The organism is Ruegeria sp. AE4 (assembly GCF_056542185.1).
On record NZ_JBQFZK010000021.1, the window covers coordinates 16,405 to 39,961 of the forward strand.

Here is a 23,557-nt window from a genome sequence, read left to right on the forward strand (position 1 = left end):
CTCACATCAGCGAGACATCTTCGCGCTGGCCACCCAGGCGCGAGATGAATTTCATGTAAATTGAGACAGTGACAAGCATTACGACAACCAGCGTCATTGCGACCGCCGATCCGTACGCCCAGTTTCGAGACTGCAGGAACAGGTCCACCAGCGCATTTCCGACGAAAAACACTTTTCCGCCACCTAAGATCGCTGGGATCAGAAATTCGCCCATGAGTAGGATGAAGACCAGCATGCAGCCAGTTGCGATACCTGGTATTGACAGAGGAAGTGTTACCTGACGGAACGTACGCCACGGAGTAGAGCCGAGATCCGCTGAGGCTTCCAGAAGGCGTTTATCCAGTTTGTCCAAGCTTACAAAAATTGGGAAAACCATCAACGGTAGATACCCATAGACAATCCCCACAAGCACAGAGAACGGCGTATTTATCAGGCGGACATCATCGATGCCGATCGACTCTAGTAAAGCGGGCAAGCCACGCCCCCCAAGGATGAAAATCCATGCGTATGATCGGATCAGGATCGATGTCCAGAACGGCACGATCACCAGGATCAACAGCGAAGTTCTCCACTTTGGTGAACAACGCACCGCAAGAAAGTAGGCGAGCGGGTAGGCAATTACCAACGCAGCGATAGTCCCCAGAGGTGCAAGGATCAAAGTGTTCTTAAACGCCGTCCATCGCGCAGGAAGGTTGGCATATTGTTCCAAAGTGAACGCTGGAACATAGCCTCCGGCGGCACCCCGTTCGCCAAAGGAAAAGACGAAGACGACCAGTAGTGGAAGGGCAAGCATTACCAAAAGCCATATTCCTGCCGGTGCCAGCAACAGTGCTTTTCTGCCTCGTTCGGTCATATTGTCCTCGTCTTTTCCGATATTGCGGCCTTGCCGCTTAGGCCGACTTGAAGCGGGCGAGCAACTCGGCACGGTTTGGATCGGTTAGCGTAGCCGCCGCGCCAAACTCGAGCGCATTCAGAAGGTCAGCTGCCGGATAAAGGATCGGATCTTCCAGCAATTCCTTCGGCAGCAACGCATTGGTGCGAGCATCAGCCGATGGATAGCCATGAGCGAGGACTTCTTTCGCATTAACTTCCGGGTTCAGCAGGAAGTCGATCAAGGCATAAGCGGCATCCATATGGGGTGCGCCCTTAGGAATAGCGTAGTAGTCGGACCAGAGTTCACCGCCCTCGGCTCCCAGAACGTAGGCGATTTCAGGCATGTCGACATTCATCTGCTTGCCGTCACCTGTCCAGCACATCGTCATCCACGCGTCACCGTTACGCATCGGTGGCTGATAATCCGACGAGATTGCAAACAGATGCGGTTTAGCATCCAGCAACAATTTCTCGGCATCCGCCAGTTCCTTCTCATCGACCGAGTTGAAGGAGTAGCCGAAGTATTTCAGGGCATTACCGATGGTGGTGAGTTGGTAATCATGCACCATTGTCCGACCTGAGTAACCTTCCATAGTAAGGTCCCAGAACTCTTTCCAAGTGGTTGGAGTCGGAGCGCCGTCAAGCTTACTAGTATTCACTGCAAAGCCGGTCGTGCCCCAGTTTTTCGGCACCGCGTAAAGCTGGCCATCGACAGAGCCGGCATCTGAAAAGCGCTGTTCGAATGAACCTGCGTCGTAGTTTGGCAGTTTGGACGTATCGAGCGGGATGATCAGATCTTCGCCCACATACGTAGTGATCGTGTAATTGGTTGGAACGAACACGTCCCAGCCAGACCCTCCGGCTTGCAGTTTTGCCAACATCTCTTCGTTCGAGCCAAAAACATTGACCTGAACGTGGGCGCCAGTGGCTTCCGTGAAGGCTTCGAAGTTCATCTCGTCATGGTAGTTCGGCCACGTGGCGAGGATCACTCGGTCGCCAATGTCTCCGGCAGCAAATGCCGGGCGTGGACGCAACCCAAGCATAGCCGTGCCCAGAACGGCCGTTGCCATCCCAAGACCTGTCACGCCCAAAAAATGTCGCCGTGTGACCGAACCCTTTTGGTACCGGCGAAGCTCTTCCATGAACTTTTGCTTGGAAATAGTCCCATTATCCTTAGTCATTGTGAACCTCTCTGTTGTTGGATTGCGGGATCTGTTAATTTTCCAGGATCAGCAGTGCGCCTTCGCCCCATGAAACAAAGGCCTGTTCTCCTGCATTGAACGTCCCCTCGTTCAATTCCGCTTGCCTTGGCACAAGTACGTGGAAATCACCCAGTGCTTCGTTGCGCGCAAGGTATTCTGTGTGCTCCCCAAGGAAGATCCGATTTTGAATGGTAACTGGCAAAGCAATTTCAGCTGCGGGCAGCGCGCGGGTCAGCGTGATCTGTTCAGGACGGATACTGACGCAAACTTCCTGCCCTGCATCTATTGGAATCTCCGGAGTTCCGTGCACCTTTTGGCCACTCGCTAAACGCACAGTGATTTGGTCGGCTACTGCGTCAGTTACAGTTGCATCAAAGAAATTTGAGGTGCCTACAAATCCAGCCACGTAGCGGCTGCGGGGCATGTCATAGAGTTCGCGTGGGCTGCCAACCTGCACAATACTGCCGCCTTCCATCACACAAATTCGGTCGGACATTGAAAGCGCTTCTTCTTGGTCGTGCGTGACGAGGACAAAAGTTATTCCCAGTTGTCGTTGCAGGTTCTGCAGTTCAAACTGCATTTCTTTTCGAAGCTTTCGATCCAGAGCAGCCATTGGTTCATCAAGCAGCAAAAGCTTGGGCTCGTTTACGATCGCACGCGCCAAAGCGACGCGTTGCTGCTGACCACCAGACATCTCCCAGATGCGACGTGGGCCAAACCCACCAAGACGGACAGTTTCCAGCGCTTGCTCAACCTTTGTCGCGATTGTTTGTTTGTCTACGCGTGGTCGTCGTTGGCGCAGGCCGTACGCGATGTTGTCGAACACGCTTAGGTGAGGAAAAAGAGCGTAGTGCTGAAACACCATGTTGACTGGGCGATGGTGCGCATCCAAGTCGTTGACGACTTCGCCATCGAGCAACACCTGACCTTCGGTTGGTTTCTCGAAACCCGCCAGCATCCTAAGTGCAGTGGTTTTGCCGCAACCAGATGGGCCTAAGAACGACAGGAACTCTCCTTTCCCAATGGAAAGATTCAGGTCTTTGGCGGCGACCACATTCCCGAAGGTCTTGGTCACTCCTCTGAGTTCCGCAATCGTCTGCATGGTGACGCTCATGTCAAAGCTCATATACTGCTGTTTTCCTTTTGCTTGATTTTTTGGCATTTGCTGGCATACCACTCAAACAAGGAAAAAGTAACAATAACTCGGATTAACTGTATATACCACAATTGGGGTATAGAGGTGCTTTTCGAAAATCTGGAGCGGCGTGTGTACGATTGGATGGAAGAGGCCGGCAGGGTCGTAGAGAAGATCGGAACCCCAGAATTTCCATGTGCTTTGGCAGATGGCTTACGGCAGGTCGCACCATTTGATTTTACGGTGGTGTTTGGCCATGTCGGAACCGAAGCACCAATAGACCTTCACGACGATTTTCCCAAAAGCAAACGGCGTATTTTTGTTGAGGATTACCAAGCAGGGCCCTACGTACTTGATCCATTTTTTTTGGCCGCGACAAAACCGATAACACCGGGTCTGTACCGCATGCGCGATATCGCACCGGACAGGTTCTATCAGGGCGAATACTATCGCAGCTATTACAAAAGGACTGGGTTAGCAGAGGAGATTGGCTACTTTATCGATATCCCAAGCACTGGGATGGTTGTGGTCTCGCTCATGCGATCAGCGAAGCCTTTTTCAGCCAAGGAAATTCGTCATTTGCACGCTCTATGGCCGCTCGTTCGGGCAGCCTGTTGCAAACATTGGAGTGACTTTCCAACGATGGCCCGCGGCGCCGCAGCGAATGGCGTTAGTCGTCGCGTTGATCTAGCATTCCAGGCATTTGGCGATGGCGTTCTGACGCCACGAGAACGAGAAGTCGTTGAGTTCACATTGAAGGGCCATTCGGCAGAAGCTGTTGGCACAATTCTCGGCATCTCTCCAGGCACAGTCCGCATCCACAGACGCAACATTTACGCGAAACTTAGGATCAACTCGCAGGGTGAGCTTTTTTCAAAGTTCATTGAAAAGGCTCTTTAAAAGGTTCCTTGAACACCCACTTTATCCGTTTTGCCGACCTTGCTACCTTGTGACCCGGAAAGCACCAAACATTTGGACGGCACTGTCTGATAGCCAAGGAACCCAAAGTGAGAGGATTGGGACGCCCGGGACCCGTGTCGGGCTAAATTAATACCCGAAAACGCTTTCGGGCCATTGTCTATCTAACCGGATCAGCCGTTTTAAAAATGGCGTCAAGATTCGAAAGGCAAAATTTCATGGACGCACCAGTTATCCAGTTGATTTTTATGTTCATCTTGCTGGTTGTCGTGATCTGGCTTTATATCCTGCCGATCACGATGGCGGGACGGCGCAACCGATCTAGTTTTATCTGGTTCCTGATCGGTTTGGTTGGATCACCCCTTTTGGCTATCCTTTTGCTGCTGGCTCTGGGTGACGCACCCGAGCAACCAACAACCTAATTTTGCGGACGATACCGTCTGACACCCAAAAGGGCTTAACCGGAGGGTATCTAGACGCTCGTGAGCCATAAAGGACTGCTCAGCATGCAATGAGGGTGCCAATTGAGACCCTATACTTCCGAAAGTGAAGACTACTAGTCCTTCTCACTCTCCACAACCGTGTACTGTAAACCCAAGGATGGCCGATTTGTTTGGATAACCATAGACCGCTTTGCCCGTATTGCTGCCGCTCGCGACATTTCAGCGAGCGTCTGTCTCGAGCCCAAACCGACACTTTAGGTTCAGTGATTTAGAGGTCATTGCGATGCACCCTTCCATCCTTCATGACAAAACGGATGACCGACGGGAATAACCTAGATTCGGTTAGGATTTACACAATCCAGAATTTTCTGAGCAGCTAACTGAACCGACTTTCTCAACTGCATGATCTCTGAGTTCGCAGCCAGCCGGGCCTTCATCTCCGCGTCCCCAAGGAGTTGGTTAATCGAATTATCCAACTGCTCCGGTGTCCAATCCCATCGATTTACCCTGAGTCCGACACTGGTCTCAACTGCCCGCTGGGCGTTATCGTGTCCGTCCCAGCAATAGGGAAGGATCAGCGACGGGACCCCGAAATACAGCGCTTCGCAAAAGCTGTTGTTGCCGCCGTGGTGAATAAACAGATCGCATTGTTCAACCACGGAAGGCTGCGGGAACCATTCCTGCAGATGAACATTGTCTGGGACTCTGGAATAGGCGTCGATTTGGGCCCCGACATTGACCAGAAACCTCATGTCCATTGTCTTGAATACGTCGAACAGGCTCTCAAAGAATGGGACATCCATGGCACCCAGACTGCCAAAACTCACGTACACCAGAGGCCCGTCGTTACGGGGCATTTGAGGTACACGGTAAGGACCTTCCTGGCGAACGCAGCCTTCGAGAAAGGTGAATTGTCCAGAGTCCAGTACCTGATCACGATCATGGCGAATGATAGATGGCGCTAAAAGAAGGTTTTGATGCGGTGATGTTTCTAGGAACTCACCTTCAGGCAATAGCTCAAGCCCCTTATCCAGGCGAAATTTGTTGTAGCGAGCATGAATTGGGCCAAGGGTCTCCAGGTACTGGTCTCGGAATGCCGCACACCCGGCGGCGTCAGATGCCGGCAGACCGGACAGGTACGGCGGTAGGCAGTTGTCTGGCAACTCGGTTTCCGCGCAAGAAATAACCCTGACCCATGGGCGCTCGGATCGTACGATGGCCGGGAACATGATGACGTTGTCGAGGACGACGACATCTGGGTTGGTCCGCTCTAGCGCCGTTTCCAACCCCTGTTCGACCGATTCCGCTGTCTCGACGATTGCGTTCCAAACGGGCTCTACATAGGTGGTCAGTTGGTCAGTTGGATGCATGTTAAAATGCGGCAGATGATGGCTCAGGAATTCCTGCCAGTAGGTCTGGGTTTCCTCTTCTGTCAACTCTGATTGAACAGGGACGGCGAACTCGTCAAAACCGTAATCTGCGAATACGCCACCAAAGCCACCGTGGGTCAGGAAAACGGGGTGTGCACCCATTGCGCGAAGTTCCTGAGCGATCCCCACACAATTCAGTGCAGCCCCAAAACTAGCTTCGGGGAAAAACGCGATTACGGGTGCTTCCTTGCGGTTCATCATTCACTCACCGGATTGACCCGCAGGTTGCTTGGACTAGCGCCGGAGCACCACGATTGGCGACGCTGGGCCTTTGGTGCATTGAAAGCCGCAAGTGCACCCTCATCTGATCCGCCGCAAGATCGAAATGATCTTGTTCGATGAAATCAAGTATACGCAGATGTTCATCGAGCGCCTGCCTCATCCGAAAGTCGATCATACCGAATGATCCGCCCGGCAGGTGGCGCAACCCATGATGGGCCATGAGAGCAGAAGCTAGATACTGGTTTCCGGACGATCGAGCGATGAGCTTGTGAAAGGCAAGATCCGCGTCTTGAAAATCCTGGCTATTGAAAGAGTTTTCCGACTGCGCCAGAAGCGCTTCGGTCTGGCTGCGGACCAGATCGGCGCGCTTGGTGTCCAACTTGAAACCGTCGGACAGAATGGCCTGCGGTTCCAGTATCAGACGAAATTCGTAGCTCTCTATTCGTCCGGAGCGGTCTCCCGGCATGCGCGTGAAAACCCAGGATTGACCTTCGGCTTTCTGAATCACGCCTTGGGCCAGGAGGGCTTCGAGCGCACGCTGTGCAGCGCTGCGGGAAACCGAATATCTGCGGATCAGGTCTGTGACATTGATGGCACCGTCCAGGCGTCGGGCGCCGCGATCTCGTAGGATGGCACCAGCGAGATCCACACCTGCTCCGACCGCATGCTGGTTGAGTATCGAATGCCCCTTTTCGGGTTCGCATTCTAGGACAAACCCGCCTTCTGCCGCTTTGCGTGCCATCCCCTCCTTTTCCAGCAGCCTCAATGCGGATCTAACCGGAGTGCGAGAGACGCTGCACGAATCAGCAAGGGTTTTTTCCACCAGTCTGTCGCCCTGATGCAAATCGAGATCCATCGCAACATCCAGTATTTTTTGAGCAAGTTTCAAGTATTTGCTTGGTGGCATAAGAAGACGGCTTTCGTCATACCTAGTTAATATACAATAAAAACGGTATCTTAAATGGCTTCTCCGGGCCATACAAAAATGATTCAAAAAAATGTTGAGTTTTATTTCATCAAAAAATACCGTGATTGCATCATATATCTCGCCCCAGAAGCGAGCGCGGATGTCAAGGGAGGAAGACATGACCAACAAGTTCACCAATTCGTTCCGTTTGCCATTTGCTTGGCTCACCACCGGGGCGGCCTGCGCACTCAGCTTATTCGCCGGAGCGGCCCAAGCAGAAAAAATCGTGATCTCGAACTGGGACGGCTACATGCCGCCGGACCTGCTGGAGAATTTCACCAAGGAAACAGGTATCGAGGCCGAGCTCTCGGTGCATAGCACTAACGAAGAAATCATGGGCAAGGTCGTAGCCGGTGGAGGCAAGGGCTACGACGTTCTTTTCGTCTCGTCGCCTTTTGCCGAGGCGTTAAACAACCTGGGGCTGGTGGCTGCAATCGACCACGACAAGGTTCCGAATGCCTCTAACCTGTATGACGAAGCTAAAGAACTAGCCCATGATCCGGGCAACAACTATTCAATGCCATACGCTTGGGGCACGACGGGCTTATGCTACCGGTCTGACCTGATGGCAGAGCCAACTTCGTGGAACGATCTGCTCAAACCCTCTGAAGACCTTAAAGGCAAAGTGACAATGCTCTCGACGGATCGCTGGCTGATGGGGGCTGCTGCGCTAGCCCTCGGAAAGTCGCTTAACGATACGTCGGATGAGACGTTGGCGGCTGCAAAGGACCTGTTGGTTGCGGCGAAGCAGGATCTGCTGGCCTACGATGACGCAACTTTTTATCTGAAGTTGGTATCGGGCGAGGCAACGATGGTTCACGCCTGGGATGGCTGGTGCAACTACGGCATCGGTGAAAACGCGGACATCAAGTACACGATACCATCAGAAGGATCGGATCTGTGGGTAGATGCGCTAGTCATCGCGGATGCATCTGAAAACAAAGATGCGGCGCATGCCTTTGTGAACTATGTCTTGGGCGCGGACGTCGGTGTCTGGGTTGCCAGCAATATCCTTTACAAAACGCCGAACAAGGCTGCGATGGAGGCGCTGGACCCGTCCTTGATCGAAACCTTCCCGAACATGGGAATGTCGCCTGCAGACCTTACCAAGTACGAGCAGTTGCGCGATCTCGGCAATGGCCAGAAACCCTTTGCACGGACCGTGACCGAAATCATGGCCGCACAGTAAGTGATCAAACCCTGAGCAAAACCCGACCCGAACAAAGGGTCGGGCCTGTACGACATCATTCCACAGATTGCCAAGTATATGACCAATCGACTGAAATCGGTGATCTTGCTGGGGCCGGGCCTGGGCTGGCTTGCGCTTCTTATGGTGGTGCCGTGTGGCCTTATTTTTACCTATGCGTTCTTTGAACGCGGTATCTATGGCGGCATCGACCACGTCTTTACGTTTGAAAATTTTGTGCGGGCCGCCGATCCTCTTTACCTCGGGATCTTCTTACGCTCGGCCAAGATCGCGTTTCTGGCCACGATAATCGCGATCCTGATCGCCTATCCGGCGGCCTATGCCATCACGCTGGCGCCGCGCCGTTGGCAGACCGGTTTGCTGATCTTGGTGATCTTGCCGTTCTGGTCCAACTACCTAATCCGCACTTACGCCTGGATCGTGATGCTTAACCGCGAGGGCTTGATCAATAATACTCTCCAGGGGGCAGGCTTGATCGATGAGCCGCTGTCTCTGCTTTATAACAATTTCGCGGTGATCGTTGGGCTTGTCTACAACTACACCCCCTTTGTGGTTCTGGCGATCTATTCGTCGCTGAACCGCATAAATGTCGAAACCATAGAAGCCTCGGAAGATCTTGGAGCGCCCGCTTGGACCACTTTCTACCGGGTGATACTGCCACAGACCGTTCCCGGGATTGCGGCAGGTGGTGTCTTTGTTTTTGTATTGTCGATCGGCAATTTCATTACGCCCGATTTGCTTGGCGGCGGGCGACTTCAGATGGTTGGAAACCTGATCTATGACCAGTTCCTGAGCGCCCGCGACTGGCCATTCGGAGCAACGCTGTCGATGTTCCTGATTGCGATTATGATGGGGCTTTTGTTCGCACAGGCGGTATTGGCCAATCGCGCAGCGGGACAGAGAGGGCAGGACTGATGCGGGACCGATCCAACATGGGCCTGAAGCTGCACCTGGTTTTGTTTTACACCTTTCTCTATGTGCCGATCCTTGTGCTCATGGCGTTAAGCTTTAACCGGGCCGGACTTCCAACTGTATGGACCGGGTTTTCGTTGGAATGGTACGGCAAGTTGTTTACCGCGGATCCAATACTGTCGGCGGCGCGCAACACGCTAATCGTGGCCTTAATCTCGACCGTTCTGGCGACTATAATCGGCACGCTTTTGGCGGTCGGTGTCGAGACACGGCGTAATTCTTCAGTTCTAGACGCGGTTCTGTTCGCACCGATGATCATCCCCGACATAGTTCTGGCCATCGCGCTCTTGTCCTTTTTCACCCTACTCAACATGACGTTGGGGCTTCATTCGATCATCCTCAGCCATGTCGTATTTAACATAGCCTTTGTTGTCGCCGTGGTGCGTACGCGGATGCGCAATTTCGACCATTCGATACTTGAGGCCAGTGCCGATCTTGGGGCCAGCGAATTCACCACCTTTCGCCGCATCCTGCTGCCCGCCATCGCGCCGGGGGTTATCGCCGGGGCGCTGTTGTCTTTCACCCTGTCTGTGGACGAATTCATTATTGCCTTCTTTACCGCCGGTGCTGGGCAATCCTCGACCACGTTGCCGATGCAGATTTACGCAATGATCCGATTTGGCGTCACGCCGGAAATCAATGCGATGGCTACCATCGTCATGTTCGTTTCATTCACGCTGGTCTTCTTCGCACAGCGTACCGACAAAGAGGTTTTCAGCCGATGAACCAAGGGGTTCAACTCAGGAATATAACCAAGCGATACGGTTTGGTGACCGCGATCGACAATGTTTCACTGGATATTCGCGATAACGAGTTCTTTGCACTTTTGGGCCCATCGGGCTGCGGCAAGACCACACTATTGCGGACGCTGGCGGGATTCGAAACGCCACAGGAAGGACAGGTAATCGTTGCCGGGCAGAACGTGACAAACATACGTCCCAGCAGGCGGCCCCTGAACCTGATGTTCCAATCCTATGCCTTGTTTCCGCACATGAGCGTCGAAAAAAACATCGCCTATGGGTTAGAAATGGAGAAATTGCCTAAGGACGAAATTGCCACGAGAGTGGCCGAGGTTCTGGAAAGTGCGAAACTTTCGGGATTTGCCGGGCGCAAGCCGGATCAGCTTTCTGGTGGGCAGCGACAGCGGGTTGCTTTGGCGCGCGCGCTGGTCAAAAGGCCAAAAGTCCTGTTGCTGGATGAGCCCCTTTCAGCTCTGGACAAGAAACTACGAGAAGAGATGCAGCTGGAGCTCAAACGGTTGCAACACGAGGTGGGGATTACATTTCTAATTGTGACCCATGACCAGGAAGAGGCCTTGGTCATGGCCGACCGGATCGCGGTCTTGCATGATGGTAAGCTGGCGCAGGTCGGTACTCCTCACGAGCTCTACGAACACCCCGGATCGCGCTTTGTTGCAGATTTTATAGGCGTGATGAACTTTCTGGATGGTAACGCCGTCGACGGCGGTGTCGATGTCCACGGGGCGGGAATGCTGAGGGGCGTTTCCGAGCTGCGCGGTGCTGCCACGATTGCTGTGCGCCCGGAACGGGTCAGCCTGATGCAGACCGCCCCTCGAGATGGGCGCAACTGCCTTCCAGGCACTGTCGAAGAAGTCGCCTATCACGGATCAGACCTGGGTGTGCATGTGCGCGTTCGCGGTGGGAGGAGCACCCTTTCCGCCCGCGTTCCCGCCAGCCAAGCCGACCGTGAAAATATCCAGCCGGGTCAGGATGTCCACTGCGTATGGGACGCGAAACATTCCCGCATCCTTCCCAACTGCTAAGCCAAATCTAACCGGAGACCTACAATGTCACAGAAAACCATCGCCTTCTTCCCCGAAGCTGCCTTTGGCCCTGCGCTGAATTCGGTTGGCATCGCGCAGGCCTGCGAGAAACTGGGCCATAAGGCTGTATTTCTAAGCGATCCCGGCTTTGTCGAGGTATATGAAGGTTATGGGTTTGAGGCGCATCCTGTTGCCCTGTCCGAGCCGATGGAACCCGAGGCGATGGCAAAGTTCTGGGAGGATTTCATCAACGGTCACATCCCAAATTTTCGCAAAGCCCCGATTGACCAAATCGATAACTACGTCAAGGATTGCTGGGAGGCGATCGTCGACAGCGCAAAATGGGCGCAAAAAGATCTGCCCGAGGTATTGGCAAAAATCAAACCAGATATGATCTGCGTGGATAATGTCATTATGTTCCCAGCCATCAAGCAGTTCGGCGTACCGTGGGTGCGGATCATCTCATGTTCCGAAAACGAAATCCCGGACCCGATTGTGCCGCCGCACTTATCGGGCTGTCGGGTGGATGACCGCGAGGGCATGGAGGCCTATGAGGCAAAGCTCCACGATGTGATCAAGCCGATCCACGACGACTACAATGCGTTCCTAGCCAGATGCAACGAAGACCCCTATCCGATTGGAGAGTTTTTCGAAGCGTCGCCCACAATGAACCTTCTGCTTTATCCCGAGCCGGCAAAGTACGAACGACAGAACCCACTGGACCCAAACCGGTTTCAGTATCTTGAAGGTTGCGTGCGCGAAGAAGAACCCTTTGAGGTGCCAACGTTTAAGTCCAACAATGACAAACCACTTCTCTATGTATCTTTCGGGTCGCTTGGCGCAGGCGACACCGACCTGCTAAAGAGGATCATTTCGACCATTTCCAGGTTGCCCTACCGGGCGCTCGTAAATGTCGGGGATTACATTGACGAATACACAGACATTCCCGACAACGTGCACATACAGAGCTGGTATCCCCAGCCTTCGGTAATTCCGCAGGTTGACGCGGTGATACATCATGGCGGTAACAACTCGTTCACAGAGTGCCTATATTTCGGCAAAACAGCAATCATTATGCCCTATGTCTGGGACGGCCACGATAACGCCACCCGTGTTCAGGAAACCGGCCACGGGTTCGGGTTTCACCGATACGACTGGACCGATGATGAATTGGCTATTGCCCTCGACAAATGTATCAACGATCCAGGAATGCAGGCGAAGATGGCGGCAACCTCTGCTCACATGCAGTCACGGCATGGCCCGACCAAGGCAGCTGGCATTCTCGACGAAATCCTGAAAGCCGCGGAATGAGCAGCGCCCCGCATCTTTCGGAAATCTCGACCCGCACCGACCTCACAGACTGGGGGCTACAGCCGGACATGATTGAAGGCCAGTCGCATTCATCGGGTATGCTGGTTCACAAGGGTCCTGACAACCGGCCGGAGATCGGCGCATGGGTCTGCACTCCAGGCCGCTGGCGCCTAACGATACCGCGTGACGAGTTCTGCTATTTTGTGCAGGGCCGCGCGGTCTATCGGTCGGATGCAGGCGAAAGCATCGAAGTTACGCCCGGAACGGCCGTACTATTCCTCGCCGGTTGGGTAGGGGAATGCACGGTCGAGGAAACATTGCGCAACACCTACTACCTAACGGATCGCGAACCTGAAACATGACCACGCCACGTATGCAAAACCCGCTCCAGCAGACTGATCTTGTCGATTGGGGGGTAATCCCGACGATGATTGAAGGGCAATCCCGCACCTCGGGAAAGCTGATCCACAAGGGGCCTGACGGCCAGTCCGAATGCGGCCTTTGGGTCTGCACTCCCGGTAAGTGGGAATGTCACGTCACCAAGGACGAGTTCTGCCACTTTCTGGAAGGCCGCTGTACCTATATCCATGAAAGCGGCGAGGTAATTGAGATTACGCCCGATACGGCGGCCTTTTTTCCGCAGGACTGGAAAGGCGTTTGCACTGTCCACGAGACGGTCAAGAAAGTGTACATGATCCGCTAACGGCGCAATGCCTGTCAAACAAGGGGGCTGCCCAATGCGTGACCCGTTCAAATCTACCTACTACCTCAACCCCAAGCATGTGCCATTGGAGGGTGGTGGGACCACTCTGGTCAACCCGTCTACCTTGCAGCCCGTCGGGGTTTTTGGTGAGCCGTCGCCGCAGATCGTGAACCAGGTCCTGGACCGGGTAAATGCGGCGCAAAGGAGGTGGTCCGCGATGGACTGCAAATCTCGCGCGCGGGTATTGCACCAGATCGCCAACGACATCGAAAGCGGCGACATGACTGAGATCGCCCGCTTGATGACATTGGAAACGGGCAAACCTTACCCTGAATCGATCGGCGAGATTGCGAACATCCCGCCGGTTTTCCGCTACTATGCCGAGATGGCGCGCAATGACGCGGGCAAGATTGCCGGCACGATGCAAACTGGATCTTTTCAGTATCAGACATACGAGCCCTACGGCGTGTCCGTGCATGTGGTTCCGTACAATTTCCCCCTCATTCTTGGCTGCTGGTCGATGGCCGCATCACTTGCGGCAGGTAACGGTGTAGTGTTGAAAGCCTCACCTGCAGGAACTTTGTGCACGATGGCGTTCATGGAGTTTTTTCGGGCGTTGCCCCAAGACCTGATTGCTTGCCTGCCGGGTGGTGCAGACGTGGGCAAACAGCTGATTGCCAGCCCCAAAACCCATGTGGTCGCATTTACAGGGTCCGTGCCGACAGGTCGTGCAGTCGCAGTGGCCGCAGCGGAGAACCTGAAACCCGCAGTGATCGAGGCTGGGGGAAGCGATCCACTGATCGTCAGTAAACACGCCGACATCGCGGTCGCTGCTGCCGGGGCGGTTACCGCTGCATTTTTGCAGTCGGGCCAGGTTTGCACATCGTCTGAACGGATTTTTGTAGTGGATGACGTGTACGACGATTTTGTCGATGAATTCGTGACCCGAACCCGGAAACTGCGCATCGGCGACGGAATGGGGGTGGCGGAAATCGGACCTTTGGCCTCCAAGGAGGCACGCGACAAGGTCGAGCGTCTGGTGCGCGATGCAACTGAGAAAGGCGCGGTGGTTGAGGTAGGAGGCGGTACCCCGGATCACGTCGGGCCGGGTTGGTTTTTCGAACCAACGATCCTGACCGGCGTGACGACGGACATGGCGCTAACTCAGGAAGAGGTTTTTGGGCCAGTCGCCTCGGTCATTCGGGTGAGCGACTTTGACCAAGCGCTTGAACTGGCAAACGCGTCACAATTCGGTCTTGGCGGATGCCTGTTTACCGGCGACTTGGACGAGGCATTTCAAGGGGTGAACAAGCTACAGGTGGGGATGGTCTGGGTCAACAACCCGCTCGTGGACAACGATGCCTTGCCTTTTGGCGGCGTCAAGAATTCTGGGCTTGGGCGTACGCTAGGCCTTCAAGGCCTCGAGGCTTTCAGACGACCCAAGATGGTCGTGATTGATCCGAAGGCGAAGGAGGCGGACTGGTGGTATCCATATCCCGACGACTGGTTCTATTCAGATGACGTACAGGGCGGGAGAAAGCACACCGGCTAGGGTGATGATCGGTGCGACCTGATCGACTCTACAACTGAAGATGAGCTAACGGCAGGATTGTCCGCAACCTGTGAGTTTGTGCAGCGCCAAAATTTGCACTTGCAGCGAATGACCGGAATGCGGGCGCGGTCGCAGTGTCTCGACCAACCGGTGAAAGGCAGCTATGGGCCGCCCGTGTAGGCGGCCCAGAGATGTTAGATTTCAATGGCTTCAGCAATGGCCAAAGCATCCTCAAGTTCAACACCAAGATATCTGACCGTACTGTCCATCTTTGTGTGCCCCAATAGAAGCTGAACGGCGCGAAGATTGCCAGTCTTCTTGTAGATCTGAGTGACTTTCGTGCGCCGCATCGAATGCGTGCCATATGCACTAGCTTCCAGTCCGATCGACGTGACCCAGTACCGAACAATCCGCGCATACTGTCGTGTCGATATGTGAAGTCGCTCATGAAAACGGCCTGGCCAAAGAAACTCTGATCCGACCATCAGTTCGTCTTCCATCCATTTCTCGACGGATGCGCGGGTGCCTTCCGATATCTCAAACCTGACTGGTTTCTGCGTCTTGCTCTGCAGCACTGAGGCGCGTTCCTTGATCTGGCCAGACGCCATCACATCCACAACTTTCATCTTCACAAGGTCGCACCCGCGAAGCTTGCTGTCGATTGCCATATTGAACAGAGCTAGATCACGATATTTCTCTGCCAATTCAAGCCGCACCCGGATTGCCCAGACATGCTTAGGTTTCAGTGGCCGCTTCTGACCGACGATGCGGCCCTTGTTCCAGGCTGGCCGAAGTGCGCGAATGGCAGGTAAGTTTGGTGTATCCATAACTGATCCTCCTTTCCGCCATTCCCGCCCACAACGACAACCCGACGTTGACGAAAGAGGATATCACAGGATGCCGCGTTGTCGCCGAGATCGGCTGCGAGTCCTACCTCCCAAATGCTGCAAAGTGAAACTCTTTTAGGTACGCCAAAATTAGACCTTGGTCACTGTGAGACGTGCTTATCATCGCAGATTTCACTGGGCGAAGTTACGAACATGTTGCGGGTAACAGCGTCACAGACGGAGTACATGCACCGAACACTGAGCATGGCGAACAACGAGAGCAGCCGTGGAACCCAAAAAGAACTCTTTCATCCCAGGTTTATGTGAAGCGAGGACGATACAGTCGATGCCATGTTTGTTGGCGTATTCGGTGATTGCGCGACCTGCCGATTGGCTCTCGAGCAAGATAGACGACACGTCGGTCTCACTTGTTAGACGCTCGGCCAAGCGCGCCTTTGCTTTTTGGAGAGATTTTTCTGCGATCCCTTCATCCATATAGTACATTATCTGTCTATTTGGGGGCTCATGGATATGTGCGGCAGTGATTTTTCCACCTTCGGATACAAGGGCATGTGCCGCCGCAAGCGCGTGTTCACTGATGCCATGCTCCAGAGACAGTGCGACTAGAATATTTTTGTACATTTTAAACCTCCGTATTTAGGTTTTCAGTTTTCTTCTGCGAACTGGCCTCTCCCACTTCATCTTTAGGAGGGCGCTCAGGCACCCCAGCCGTAAGGTTGGGGTGCGTGCTATTTCGTCTTGGGCTTTTGCTCTTTCTTGCCACTACCGGCTGAGCAGGAGCTCAGGCAGGAACAGGGCCAACTCTGGTACGAAAGTTGTCAACATAAGCGTCGGAAGCCAGGCAAAGACTATGAAGATCAAAGTCGGCCATAACATGCGCGAAACCGGCTCATCACAGACCTGAGCACCAAGGTAAAGCAGCGGCGCAGTTGGTGGGGTGATGTTCGCCATACCAAGGTTCACGCCAATCACAGCCGCAAAGTGGATCGGATCCATACCAGTGCTCTGCGCGATGGGCAGCAAGATCGGCGTCGCCAGAAGCAGACCCGAAATATCGTCCATCAGCATTCCGATCAGGATCATCACGACGTTGATCATCAGAAGGATGACGACCGGATTGTCCGAAACGGAATAGACCAGATCTTTGGCCAACTGAGGTGCACCCTGCGAGATCAGGTTGTCCGACACGATCAGAACCATGAAGATCATGACCATGACCACACCAATCGTAACACCGGAATTCTGGATCGTCTGGGCCAGGGTTTTCCAGGTCAGGCCACGATAGAAGTAGATCGCGATTGGGATCGAGTAGACCACTGCGATACCGGCGGCTTCGGTCGGTGTCATGATACCACCATAGATACCGCCGAGGATGATCAACGGCATCATAAGCGCAGGTCCGGCCAGGCGCGCCTGAACTCCGAATGTCGGCAGGAACGGTTTAGGACGTTCCGTCAGGTTGATGTCGTCATACTTCCGCAGCATGAACTGATTAACGATTATCAATAGCGTGATCAGGATGATCGCCGGAATGACCGTGGACAAAAAGCACTTCAGTACGTGCTGCTGTGCAACCCAGCCATAAAGGATGTGAGACGAACTCGGTGGGATCAACAGACCCAAGGGGCTGGCCGCCACGATCAGAGCCGCCGATTGCCCACCCGGATAGTTGGCCTTTTTCAGGTGGGGCATCATGATGCCGCCAATGCAGGTCAGCGTTGCATTGGCGCTGCCGGAAATGGAGCCGAACACACCGCAGGCCAGCACTCCAGCAGCGCTCAGTCCTCCTTTGATGTGGCCAATGAACATTTCAGCCAGAGAGACAAGAGGGGCCGCGATTTTACCTTTTTCCATGATGCCACCGGCGATCATGAAGAGTGGGATCGCCAGAAGTACAAGTGATCGGATACCTGTAGAACCGGTGGGCAAGTAACCGGTGATGGATTGATCTCCGACAAGCGCGATGAAAATCAATACAGATCCGAATGCCACATAAACGCTGACGCCCAACAGCAGCATAAAGCAGACAATTAGGAGACTTCCTCCGATGATCATTGGGTTTCTCCTTTTTGCATTTCTGATCTCAGGGGAAGCCCGAGCCCCTTGCGGATGTGTACGTACAAGTATGCCGCCGTGAACGTAGCCATGAGGCCAAAGGCAATCATGATCGCAATCCGCCAGGTCACAAACGGAATGCGCAGCACCGGGGTTGCGCGCAGCCGGGGGAATGAGAAGTCATCAAGCAGCGAGACATAGCAGGCGTACATGAGGAACAGGATCACCAACACCTCGACTGTCAGGACCACAAAGCCGCGCCACCAAATCAACCGAGGGTTTTGGATCACGATGCCAAGAATGTCCGCGTTGATGTGCAGGTTGCGGGCAGAGGCCAGAACAGCACCTGCAAAAAAGCCGATGATGCTGATACCCAAAAGCCATTCTTCGTAGGCAAAGAGATCACCGCCAAATCCATATCGGATGACAACAACGGCTCCAAACGTGAATGCCATCAGGAAACCGGCAAACATGACGATCTGCCTCATGACAAAAGCCACTGCTTTCAGCGGATACCCAATAATGATTGGCAACTCGTCAGTGATTTTTTGCGAGCTCTTCTTTTCTGCGCTTTCGACGACCAATGGGCGTTCAGCTTCAGAACTAGACATCTTTCTCCCTCCCTTAGTTGAGCCAAAGACCAAAAAAGGGCCAGCTGATTTGCTGGCCCTTCTTCTCGGTGTTTATTGCTGTTCTTTTGCTGCCAGCAGGCGGTCGATGATGTCCTGACCGACGTTTTGTGCCATCGCGGGCCAGACCGTTTCCTGAACATGAGCGGCCATCGCAGCTTGTTCTTCGTCGCTCAGGCGCAGGATGGTGTAGCCTTTGTCGAGCAATTTCTGGCCGAACACTTCGTCATTCTCACGGTTGTAGGCGAAGAAGTCTTCGGACGCCTTCGTCATCGCGGCTTGCAGCGCGGCGCGCTGGTCGTCGTTCAGCTTGTCGAGTGTCCGCTGCGACGCATAGAAAGTTGTCAGCTCTGAGATCGAGTTGTACTCGACAAAGTGAGTGCCAACATCCGACTTGGCGAAGATTGAGTAGGTTGCAGTCTTGGTGCAGCAGATCGCCCCATCGACGATACCGGCTTGAAGTGCTGGGAAGATATCGCCCCATGCCATTGTTGTCGCCTGGTAACCCAGTTCTTCGACCATCGACTTAACGACGCTGGAAGACCAGACGCGAATGTTCATGCCCTTTTCGTCGAAAGTATTCCAGTTCTCGGGCTCTTGCGACGAAACGATGCCGATGAACCCTTCAGGGTTCTGAGCCATGACGCGCACACCATATTCGTCCGTGATCTCTTGCAAGATGGTGTTGAACTCGGAATCCATGTTGAGCAGAGTGCTCTCCATGTCATCCCAGCCGCCCAGCAGGAACGGCATTGACAGGAATTCCAGGCGTGGATCGGTATCGGCATAGATGAACGCCGATGCCAGATCGATATTGCCGCGTGCAACATCTTCGAACAGCGCCTCACCCGAACCCAGTTGGTTTGCCGGGAATACTTCGATCTTCAGGCCGACATCTGCTGCCGCGACATCTGCTGCGACCTGCTCCATCATTCTCGTGCCCTGATGGTCAATCGGGAATACGCCGGCAAAGCGCAGTGTCATGTCTTCCGCTGCGGCTGCTGTTGAGAGTGTGGTTGCAGCAAGCAAAGCAGCGCCACCCATCGCGCCGAGGGCGCGGCGGTTAATCTTGGTATTCATTAAGGTTTCCTCCTCAGTGGTGGGTGTCCCGCCGCATTACGCGCGGCGGGACATTTCTTTGCTTCAAGTCAGCAAAGTTCCGGGGCGATGAACTCGTATCCAAGATCATCGGCCACAGCCTTGTAAGTCACCTTCCCGTGGGCCACGTTCAGGCCGTTCATCAGGTGACGATTGTCTGCAAGCGCCTGCTTCCAGCCGTTGTTGGCAATAGCCAGAGCGTGCGGCAGCGTGACGTTGTTCAGTGCATAGGTCGAGGTTCGGGCGACTGCGCCCGGCATGTTGGCGACGCAGTAATGAACAACATCGTCGACAACATAGGTGGGCTCTGAGTGAGTGGTGGCTTTGGACGTTTCAAAGCAGCCGCCCTGGTCAATCGCCACGTCCACGACGACCGCACCGGATTTCATTTTTGAGATCAGTTCGCGTGAGACTAGCTTGGGTGCGGCAGCACCCGGGATCAGAACAGCGCCGACAACCAGATCGGCATTGGTGACTTCTTCCTCCAATGCGGCTTTGGTTGAATAGACAACCTTGGCGGACGCCTCGAAATGGTTCTCCAGCTTCTCAAGCACTGCCGGATTGCGGTCCAGAATGGTCACGTCCGCGTGCAAGCCAACAGCCATCTGAGCTGCGTTGAACCCAACAACTCCACCGCCGATGACCACAACTTTGCCGGGCTTCACGCCGGGCACGCCGCCCAGCAAGACACCCAGACCACCCTTTGCTTTCTCCAAAGCGCCGGCACCCGCCTGGATCGACATGCGACCGGCAACCTGGCTCATCGGTTTCAGCAGGGGCAGACCGCCGTTGTCGTCGGTGACGGTCTCATAAGCGATGCAGACAGCGCCCGAGTCGACCAGATCTTTGGTCTGTTCCGGGTCGGGGGCCAGATGCAGATAGGTGTAAAGGATCTGACCTTCCCGCAGCATAGCGCGTTCAACGGCCTGAGGTTCCTTCACCTTCACAATCATCTCCGCATTGGCAAAGATATCCGCTGCGGTTTCGGCAATCTCCGCGCCAGCGGCACGATAGGCATCATCATCAGCCCCAATGCCTGTGCCGGCATTGGTCTCGACGATGACGTTGTGACCATGAGAAACCAGTTCGGCGACGCTTTCAGGGGTCAGGCCAACACGGTATTCGTGGTTCTTGATTTCCTTGGGAACACCAATGAACATATTTTTCACTCCTTGGAACGGATGATCATTTTGCGGTTGGCATGACGAACTCGGCACCTTCCGAGATGCTTTCGGGCCAGCGCTGCATGATGGATTTCTGCTTGGTGTAGAAACGAACGCCTTCTTCGCCATAGGCGTGCATGTCGCCGAACAGGCTTTTCTTCCAGCCGCCAAAGCCATGCCAGGCCATCGGAACCGGGATCGGAACATTGACCCCGACCATGCCGACCTGAACCTGCTTACCGAATTCGCGCGCGACGTTGCCGTCTCGGGTGAACAGTGACACGCCGTTTCCGAATTCGTGGTCGTTGATCAGTTGAAGACCTTCGGCAAAGTTCGAGACGCGGACGCAGGACAAGACGGGGCCAAAGATCTCTTCCTTGTAGATCTTCATGTCGGGGGTGACGTTGTCGAACAGGGTGCCGCCAAGGAAATAGCCTTCCTCGTGCCCTTCGACGGTATAGTCGCGGCCATCGACCAGCAGATCCGCACCTTCTTCGACGCCAGAGTCGATGTACCCTTTGACCCGGTCCCGCGCGGCTGCGGTGACAATCGGACCCATCTCGGCGTCCAGTTCGAGGCCGTTTTTGACCTTCAGGGTTTCGGCACGTTCTTTCAGGACCGGCATCAGCTTGTCGGCGGCATCGCCAACCAGCAGGGCAACCGAGATCGCCATGCAGCGTTCGCCCGCCGAACCAAAGGCTGCGCCGATCAATGCGTCCGCAGTCTTGTTCATGTCGGCATCGGGCATAACCAGCATGTGGTTCTTCGCGCCACCCAGAGCCTGAACGCGTTTGCCATGCCGCGCGCCAACTTCATAGATGTAGTTCGCAATCGGGGTCGAACCGACGAAAGACACGGCCTTGACGTCGTCGTTCTCCAGCAACGCATCCACGGCGACCTTGTCACCTTGTACGACGTTGAACACGCCATCAGGGAAACCGGCTTTTTGCATCAGATCCGCGTACAGCAGCGCAGCGGACGGATCGGTTGGTGACGGTTTCAGGATAAAGGTATTGCCCGCGGCGATGGCGATCGGGAACATCCACATCGGCACCATGACCGGGAAGTTAAACGGCGTGATCCCGGCGACAACGCCCAATGCCTGACGCGTGGTCCAGTTGTCCATGCCAGTGGAAACCTGCTCCGTATAATCGCCCTTGAGGAGTTGCGGAATACCGCAGGCAAACTCGATGATATCAATACCGCGCTCAACTTCACCTTGGGCGTCCGTGAACACCTTGCCATGTTCGACGGTGATGGCACGCGCCAGATCGTCTTTGTGCTCGCGCACCAGAGCCAGAAAGTTGTTCATAAGACGGGCGCGGCGGATCGGCGGTGTGTTCGACCAGTTCGGGAACGCTGCTTTTGCCGCGGCCACTGCGTCGTCGACTGTCTGGACGTTCGCCAGCGACACCTCGCCGGTTTGCACACCGGTTGCGGGATTGAAAACCGGCTGCGTATTCTCACCAGCTGGAGCAGTGATTTGGCCATTAATGTAGTGGCCGATCAAAGCGATCGGGGATGCATCTTTCATGATGTCAGTCCTTTTTGGGGTTAGAAGTCAGGGGTTATGGCAGGTCAGCCAATACCTCTCCAAGTGTTTGACAGAGTGTCGCTATTTCAGGTTCCGAGATGATCAGTGGCGGCGATAAGGCGATGATGTCTCCGGTGACACGGATCATTATTCCGGCGTCCCAGGCACGCTTCATCGCGTCATAGCCCCTTGCGCCCGGCGCGCCTTCTCGTGGTGCCAGCTCGACCGCGCCCACCAGTCCCAGATTGCGGATATCGATAACGTTCGGCAGACCTTTTAAGCTTTGAAGCTGATCCTCCCAGGGCTGCGACAGCAATGCAGCGCGGCGGAATAGATCATTCTGCTTGTAACTCTCCAGCGTTGCCAACGCCGCAGCGCAGGACACAGGGTTGGCGGAATAGGTATAACCGTGGAACAGTTCAATCGGCGCATCGGCATTTTCCATCGCCGAGTCATATACCTTGTTGGATACGATGACCGCTCCCATTGGAATGACACCGTTGGTCAGGCCTTTGGCAGTCGTGATGATGTCTGGCTTTACATCAAAGTACTCTGATGCCGTCGCAGCACCCAACCGACCAAAAGCGGTGATGACCTCGTCGAAGATCAACAGAATGCCATGGCGGTCGCAGATCTCACGCAGTCGCTTTAGGTATCCTCTCGGCGGCAGGAGAACACCGGTCGAACCGGCCATTGGTTCGACGATCACAGCCGCAATGGTCGAGGCGTCATGCAAAGCAACCAATCGCTCCAGATCGTCTGCTAGCTCTGCCCCGTGTTGAGGGCAACCGCAGGAGAATGCGTTTTTGTCCAGATCATGCGTGTGACGCAGGTGATCAACGCCGGTCAGAAGCGTGCCGAAATGCATGCGGTTCTTGACGATGCCGCCAACCGAGATGCCCCCAAACCCTGTGCCATGATACCCGCGCTCACGTCCGATCAAGCGGGTGCGAGTTCCGTCACCACGCATCCGGTGGTAATGCAGCGCGATCTTGAGCGCAGTATCGACGGACTCTGAGCCAGAGTTGGTGAAGAAGGCGTGGTTCATTCCCTCAGGCATCATCGCTGTCAGCTTTGCCGACAACTCAAACGCCTGAGGGTGGGAGAACTGGAAGTTCGGTGCGTAATCCAACTCGTGCACCTGTTTTTGCACGGCTTCTACGATCAGTGGATCCCGGTGACCCGCGTTGACGCACCACAGCCCGGCGGTACCATCCATGACCTTCCGGCCATCAGAACTGGTGTAATACATCCCCTCGGCCGCTTGGATCATTCGGGGCTCGCGAAGGAAATCACGATTGGCCGAAAACGGCATCCAGAACGATGACATTGTATTGGGTTGATCGAGCACGTCCATTCCTCGCGAAGCAGATTTTCATTTGATGACAAATCCTTGCAGAGTTTAGACCTTCCGCACATCCAGTTTTATCTTAATCTGTAAGTTATTGAAAAAAATCGTTGCGCCCCTAGAATGCTTTCGATCTAAAGCAAGAAAGCACTAGAGTAACGGTT

Annotated in this window: 23 protein-coding genes; 10 read left to right on the top strand and 13 right to left on the bottom strand. The window is 54.5% G+C overall.

Annotation, left to right across the window (positions count from 1 at the left end):
• Nucleotide 1: 1 nt before the first annotated feature.
• Genes ACR0EK_RS18245 through ACR0EK_RS18255 form a run of 3 tightly spaced genes read right to left on the bottom strand, consistent with a single transcriptional unit; the run spans nucleotide 2 to nucleotide 3,189 of the window.
• Complete coding sequence (locus ACR0EK_RS18245; RefSeq protein WP_171176820.1) at nucleotides 2-853, bottom strand: ABC transporter permease; 852 nt, start codon at nucleotides 851-853, stop codon at nucleotides 2-4.
• A gap of 37 nt (nucleotides 854-890) precedes the next feature.
• The gene (locus ACR0EK_RS18250) at nucleotides 891-2,054 is read right to left on the bottom strand and encodes an ABC transporter substrate-binding protein (protein WP_480871404.1); all 1,164 of its coding nucleotides are present in this window, start codon (nucleotides 2,052-2,054) and stop codon (nucleotides 891-893) included.
• A gap of 34 nt (nucleotides 2,055-2,088) precedes the next feature.
• Nucleotides 2,089-3,189, bottom strand: a complete 1,101-nt coding sequence (locus ACR0EK_RS18255) for an ABC transporter ATP-binding protein (RefSeq protein WP_253282989.1) — start codon at nucleotides 3,187-3,189, stop codon at nucleotides 2,089-2,091.
• A 153-nt stretch (nucleotides 3,190-3,342) separates the two neighbouring features.
• On the opposite strand from ACR0EK_RS18255, the gene ACR0EK_RS18260 reads away from it, so the two are divergent.
• Together ACR0EK_RS18260 and ACR0EK_RS18265 are read left to right on the top strand one after the other, a co-directional pair.
• Nucleotides 3,343-4,110, top strand: a complete 768-nt coding sequence (locus ACR0EK_RS18260; RefSeq protein ID WP_371810850.1) for a helix-turn-helix transcriptional regulator — start codon at nucleotides 3,343-3,345, stop codon at nucleotides 4,108-4,110.
• Nucleotides 4,111-4,346: 236 nt separating this feature from the next.
• Complete coding sequence (locus ACR0EK_RS18265) at nucleotides 4,347-4,550, top strand: hypothetical protein (protein ID WP_170666102.1); 204 nt, start codon at nucleotides 4,347-4,349, stop codon at nucleotides 4,548-4,550.
• A 353-nt stretch (nucleotides 4,551-4,903) separates the two neighbouring features.
• Here the strand turns inward: ACR0EK_RS18265 and ACR0EK_RS18270 are convergent, their stop codons facing one another.
• Nucleotides 4,904-6,202, bottom strand: a complete 1,299-nt coding sequence (locus tag ACR0EK_RS18270; protein WP_480484405.1) for a nucleotide disphospho-sugar-binding domain-containing protein — start codon at nucleotides 6,200-6,202, stop codon at nucleotides 4,904-4,906.
• 4 nt (nucleotides 6,203-6,206) lie between these two features.
• Nucleotides 6,207-7,325, bottom strand: coding sequence for a GntR family transcriptional regulator (locus tag ACR0EK_RS18275; RefSeq protein WP_170666104.1), 1,119 nt, complete (start codon nucleotides 7,323-7,325; stop codon nucleotides 6,207-6,209).
• Here ACR0EK_RS18275 and ACR0EK_RS18280 point away from each other — a divergent pair.
• The 8 genes from ACR0EK_RS18280 to ACR0EK_RS18315 all read left to right on the top strand — a co-directional run bounded on the left by ACR0EK_RS18280 (nucleotide 7,309) and on the right by ACR0EK_RS18315 (nucleotide 14,718).
• Nucleotides 7,309-8,379 (top strand): polyamine ABC transporter substrate-binding protein, encoded by a 1,071-nt coding sequence (locus ACR0EK_RS18280; RefSeq protein ID WP_480968021.1) that lies wholly within the window; start codon nucleotides 7,309-7,311, stop codon nucleotides 8,377-8,379. The genes ACR0EK_RS18275 and ACR0EK_RS18280 overlap by 17 nt on opposite strands.
• Before the next feature lie 78 nt (nucleotides 8,380-8,457).
• Nucleotides 8,458-9,312: an ABC transporter permease gene (locus ACR0EK_RS18285; protein WP_170463247.1), complete on the top strand. Its 855-nt coding sequence runs from the start codon at nucleotides 8,458-8,460 to the stop codon at nucleotides 9,310-9,312.
• The gene (locus ACR0EK_RS18290) at nucleotides 9,312-10,094 is read left to right on the top strand and encodes an ABC transporter permease (RefSeq protein WP_170666106.1); all 783 of its coding nucleotides are present in this window, start codon (nucleotides 9,312-9,314) and stop codon (nucleotides 10,092-10,094) included. Before ACR0EK_RS18285 ends, ACR0EK_RS18290 begins: the two co-directional genes overlap by 1 nt.
• 44 nt (nucleotides 10,095-10,138) lie before the next feature.
• Nucleotides 10,139-11,152 carry an ABC transporter ATP-binding protein gene (locus ACR0EK_RS18295; protein ID WP_480484407.1) on the top strand — a complete coding sequence of 338 codons (1,014 nt, stop codon included), beginning with the start codon at nucleotides 10,139-10,141 and terminating at the stop codon, nucleotides 11,150-11,152.
• 24 nt (nucleotides 11,153-11,176) lie between these two features.
• Nucleotides 11,177-12,463 carry a glycosyltransferase gene (locus tag ACR0EK_RS18300; protein WP_480508400.1) on the top strand — a complete coding sequence of 429 codons (1,287 nt, stop codon included), beginning with the start codon at nucleotides 11,177-11,179 and terminating at the stop codon, nucleotides 12,461-12,463.
• The gene (locus ACR0EK_RS18305; RefSeq protein WP_170463251.1) at nucleotides 12,460-12,825 is read left to right on the top strand and encodes a cupin domain-containing protein; all 366 of its coding nucleotides are present in this window, start codon (nucleotides 12,460-12,462) and stop codon (nucleotides 12,823-12,825) included. The genes ACR0EK_RS18300 and ACR0EK_RS18305 overlap by 4 nt, the downstream gene beginning before the upstream one ends.
• Nucleotides 12,822-13,166 carry a cupin domain-containing protein gene (locus ACR0EK_RS18310; RefSeq protein WP_170463252.1) on the top strand — a complete coding sequence of 115 codons (345 nt, stop codon included), beginning with the start codon at nucleotides 12,822-12,824 and terminating at the stop codon, nucleotides 13,164-13,166. The genes ACR0EK_RS18305 and ACR0EK_RS18310 overlap by 4 nt, the downstream gene beginning before the upstream one ends.
• Nucleotides 13,167-13,200: 34 nt before the next feature.
• Nucleotides 13,201-14,718, top strand: coding sequence for an aldehyde dehydrogenase family protein (locus tag ACR0EK_RS18315; protein WP_170463253.1), 1,518 nt, complete (start codon nucleotides 13,201-13,203; stop codon nucleotides 14,716-14,718).
• A 194-nt stretch (nucleotides 14,719-14,912) separates the two neighbouring features.
• On the opposite strand, the gene ACR0EK_RS18320 is transcribed toward ACR0EK_RS18315, so the two are convergent.
• The 8 genes from ACR0EK_RS18320 to aptA form a co-directional block, all read right to left on the bottom strand.
• Complete coding sequence (locus ACR0EK_RS18320; protein ID WP_480871402.1) at nucleotides 14,913-15,545, bottom strand: tyrosine-type recombinase/integrase; 633 nt, start codon at nucleotides 15,543-15,545, stop codon at nucleotides 14,913-14,915.
• Between the two features lie 231 nt (nucleotides 15,546-15,776).
• On the bottom strand, nucleotides 15,777-16,187 hold the full coding sequence (locus ACR0EK_RS18325) for a universal stress protein (RefSeq protein WP_171176310.1): 411 nt from the start codon (nucleotides 16,185-16,187) through the stop codon (nucleotides 15,777-15,779).
• A 141-nt stretch (nucleotides 16,188-16,328) separates the two neighbouring features.
• Entirely contained in the window at nucleotides 16,329-17,621 is a 1,293-nt protein-coding gene (locus ACR0EK_RS18330) for a TRAP transporter large permease (RefSeq protein ID WP_480898923.1), read from the bottom strand.
• Entirely contained in the window at nucleotides 17,618-18,265 is a 648-nt protein-coding gene (locus ACR0EK_RS18335) for a TRAP transporter small permease (RefSeq protein ID WP_480508846.1), read from the bottom strand. The genes ACR0EK_RS18330 and ACR0EK_RS18335 overlap by 4 nt, the downstream gene beginning before the upstream one ends.
• Before the next feature lie 39 nt (nucleotides 18,266-18,304).
• Nucleotides 18,305-19,330: a TRAP transporter substrate-binding protein DctP gene (gene dctP / locus ACR0EK_RS18340; protein ID WP_480898920.1), complete on the bottom strand. Its 1,026-nt coding sequence runs from the start codon at nucleotides 19,328-19,330 to the stop codon at nucleotides 18,305-18,307.
• Between the two features lie 68 nt (nucleotides 19,331-19,398).
• Nucleotides 19,399-20,508, bottom strand: coding sequence for an alanine dehydrogenase (gene ald, locus ACR0EK_RS18345; protein ID WP_480898917.1), 1,110 nt, complete (start codon nucleotides 20,506-20,508; stop codon nucleotides 19,399-19,401).
• A 25-nt stretch (nucleotides 20,509-20,533) separates the two neighbouring features.
• Nucleotides 20,534-22,045 carry a CoA-acylating methylmalonate-semialdehyde dehydrogenase gene (locus ACR0EK_RS18350; RefSeq protein ID WP_480871401.1) on the bottom strand — a complete coding sequence of 504 codons (1,512 nt, stop codon included), beginning with the start codon at nucleotides 22,043-22,045 and terminating at the stop codon, nucleotides 20,534-20,536.
• Between the two features lie 34 nt (nucleotides 22,046-22,079).
• Nucleotides 22,080-23,402, bottom strand: coding sequence for an omega-aminotransferase AptA (gene aptA / locus ACR0EK_RS18355; RefSeq protein ID WP_480871400.1), 1,323 nt, complete (start codon nucleotides 23,400-23,402; stop codon nucleotides 22,080-22,082).
• Between the last annotated feature and the right edge of the window lie 155 nt (nucleotides 23,403-23,557).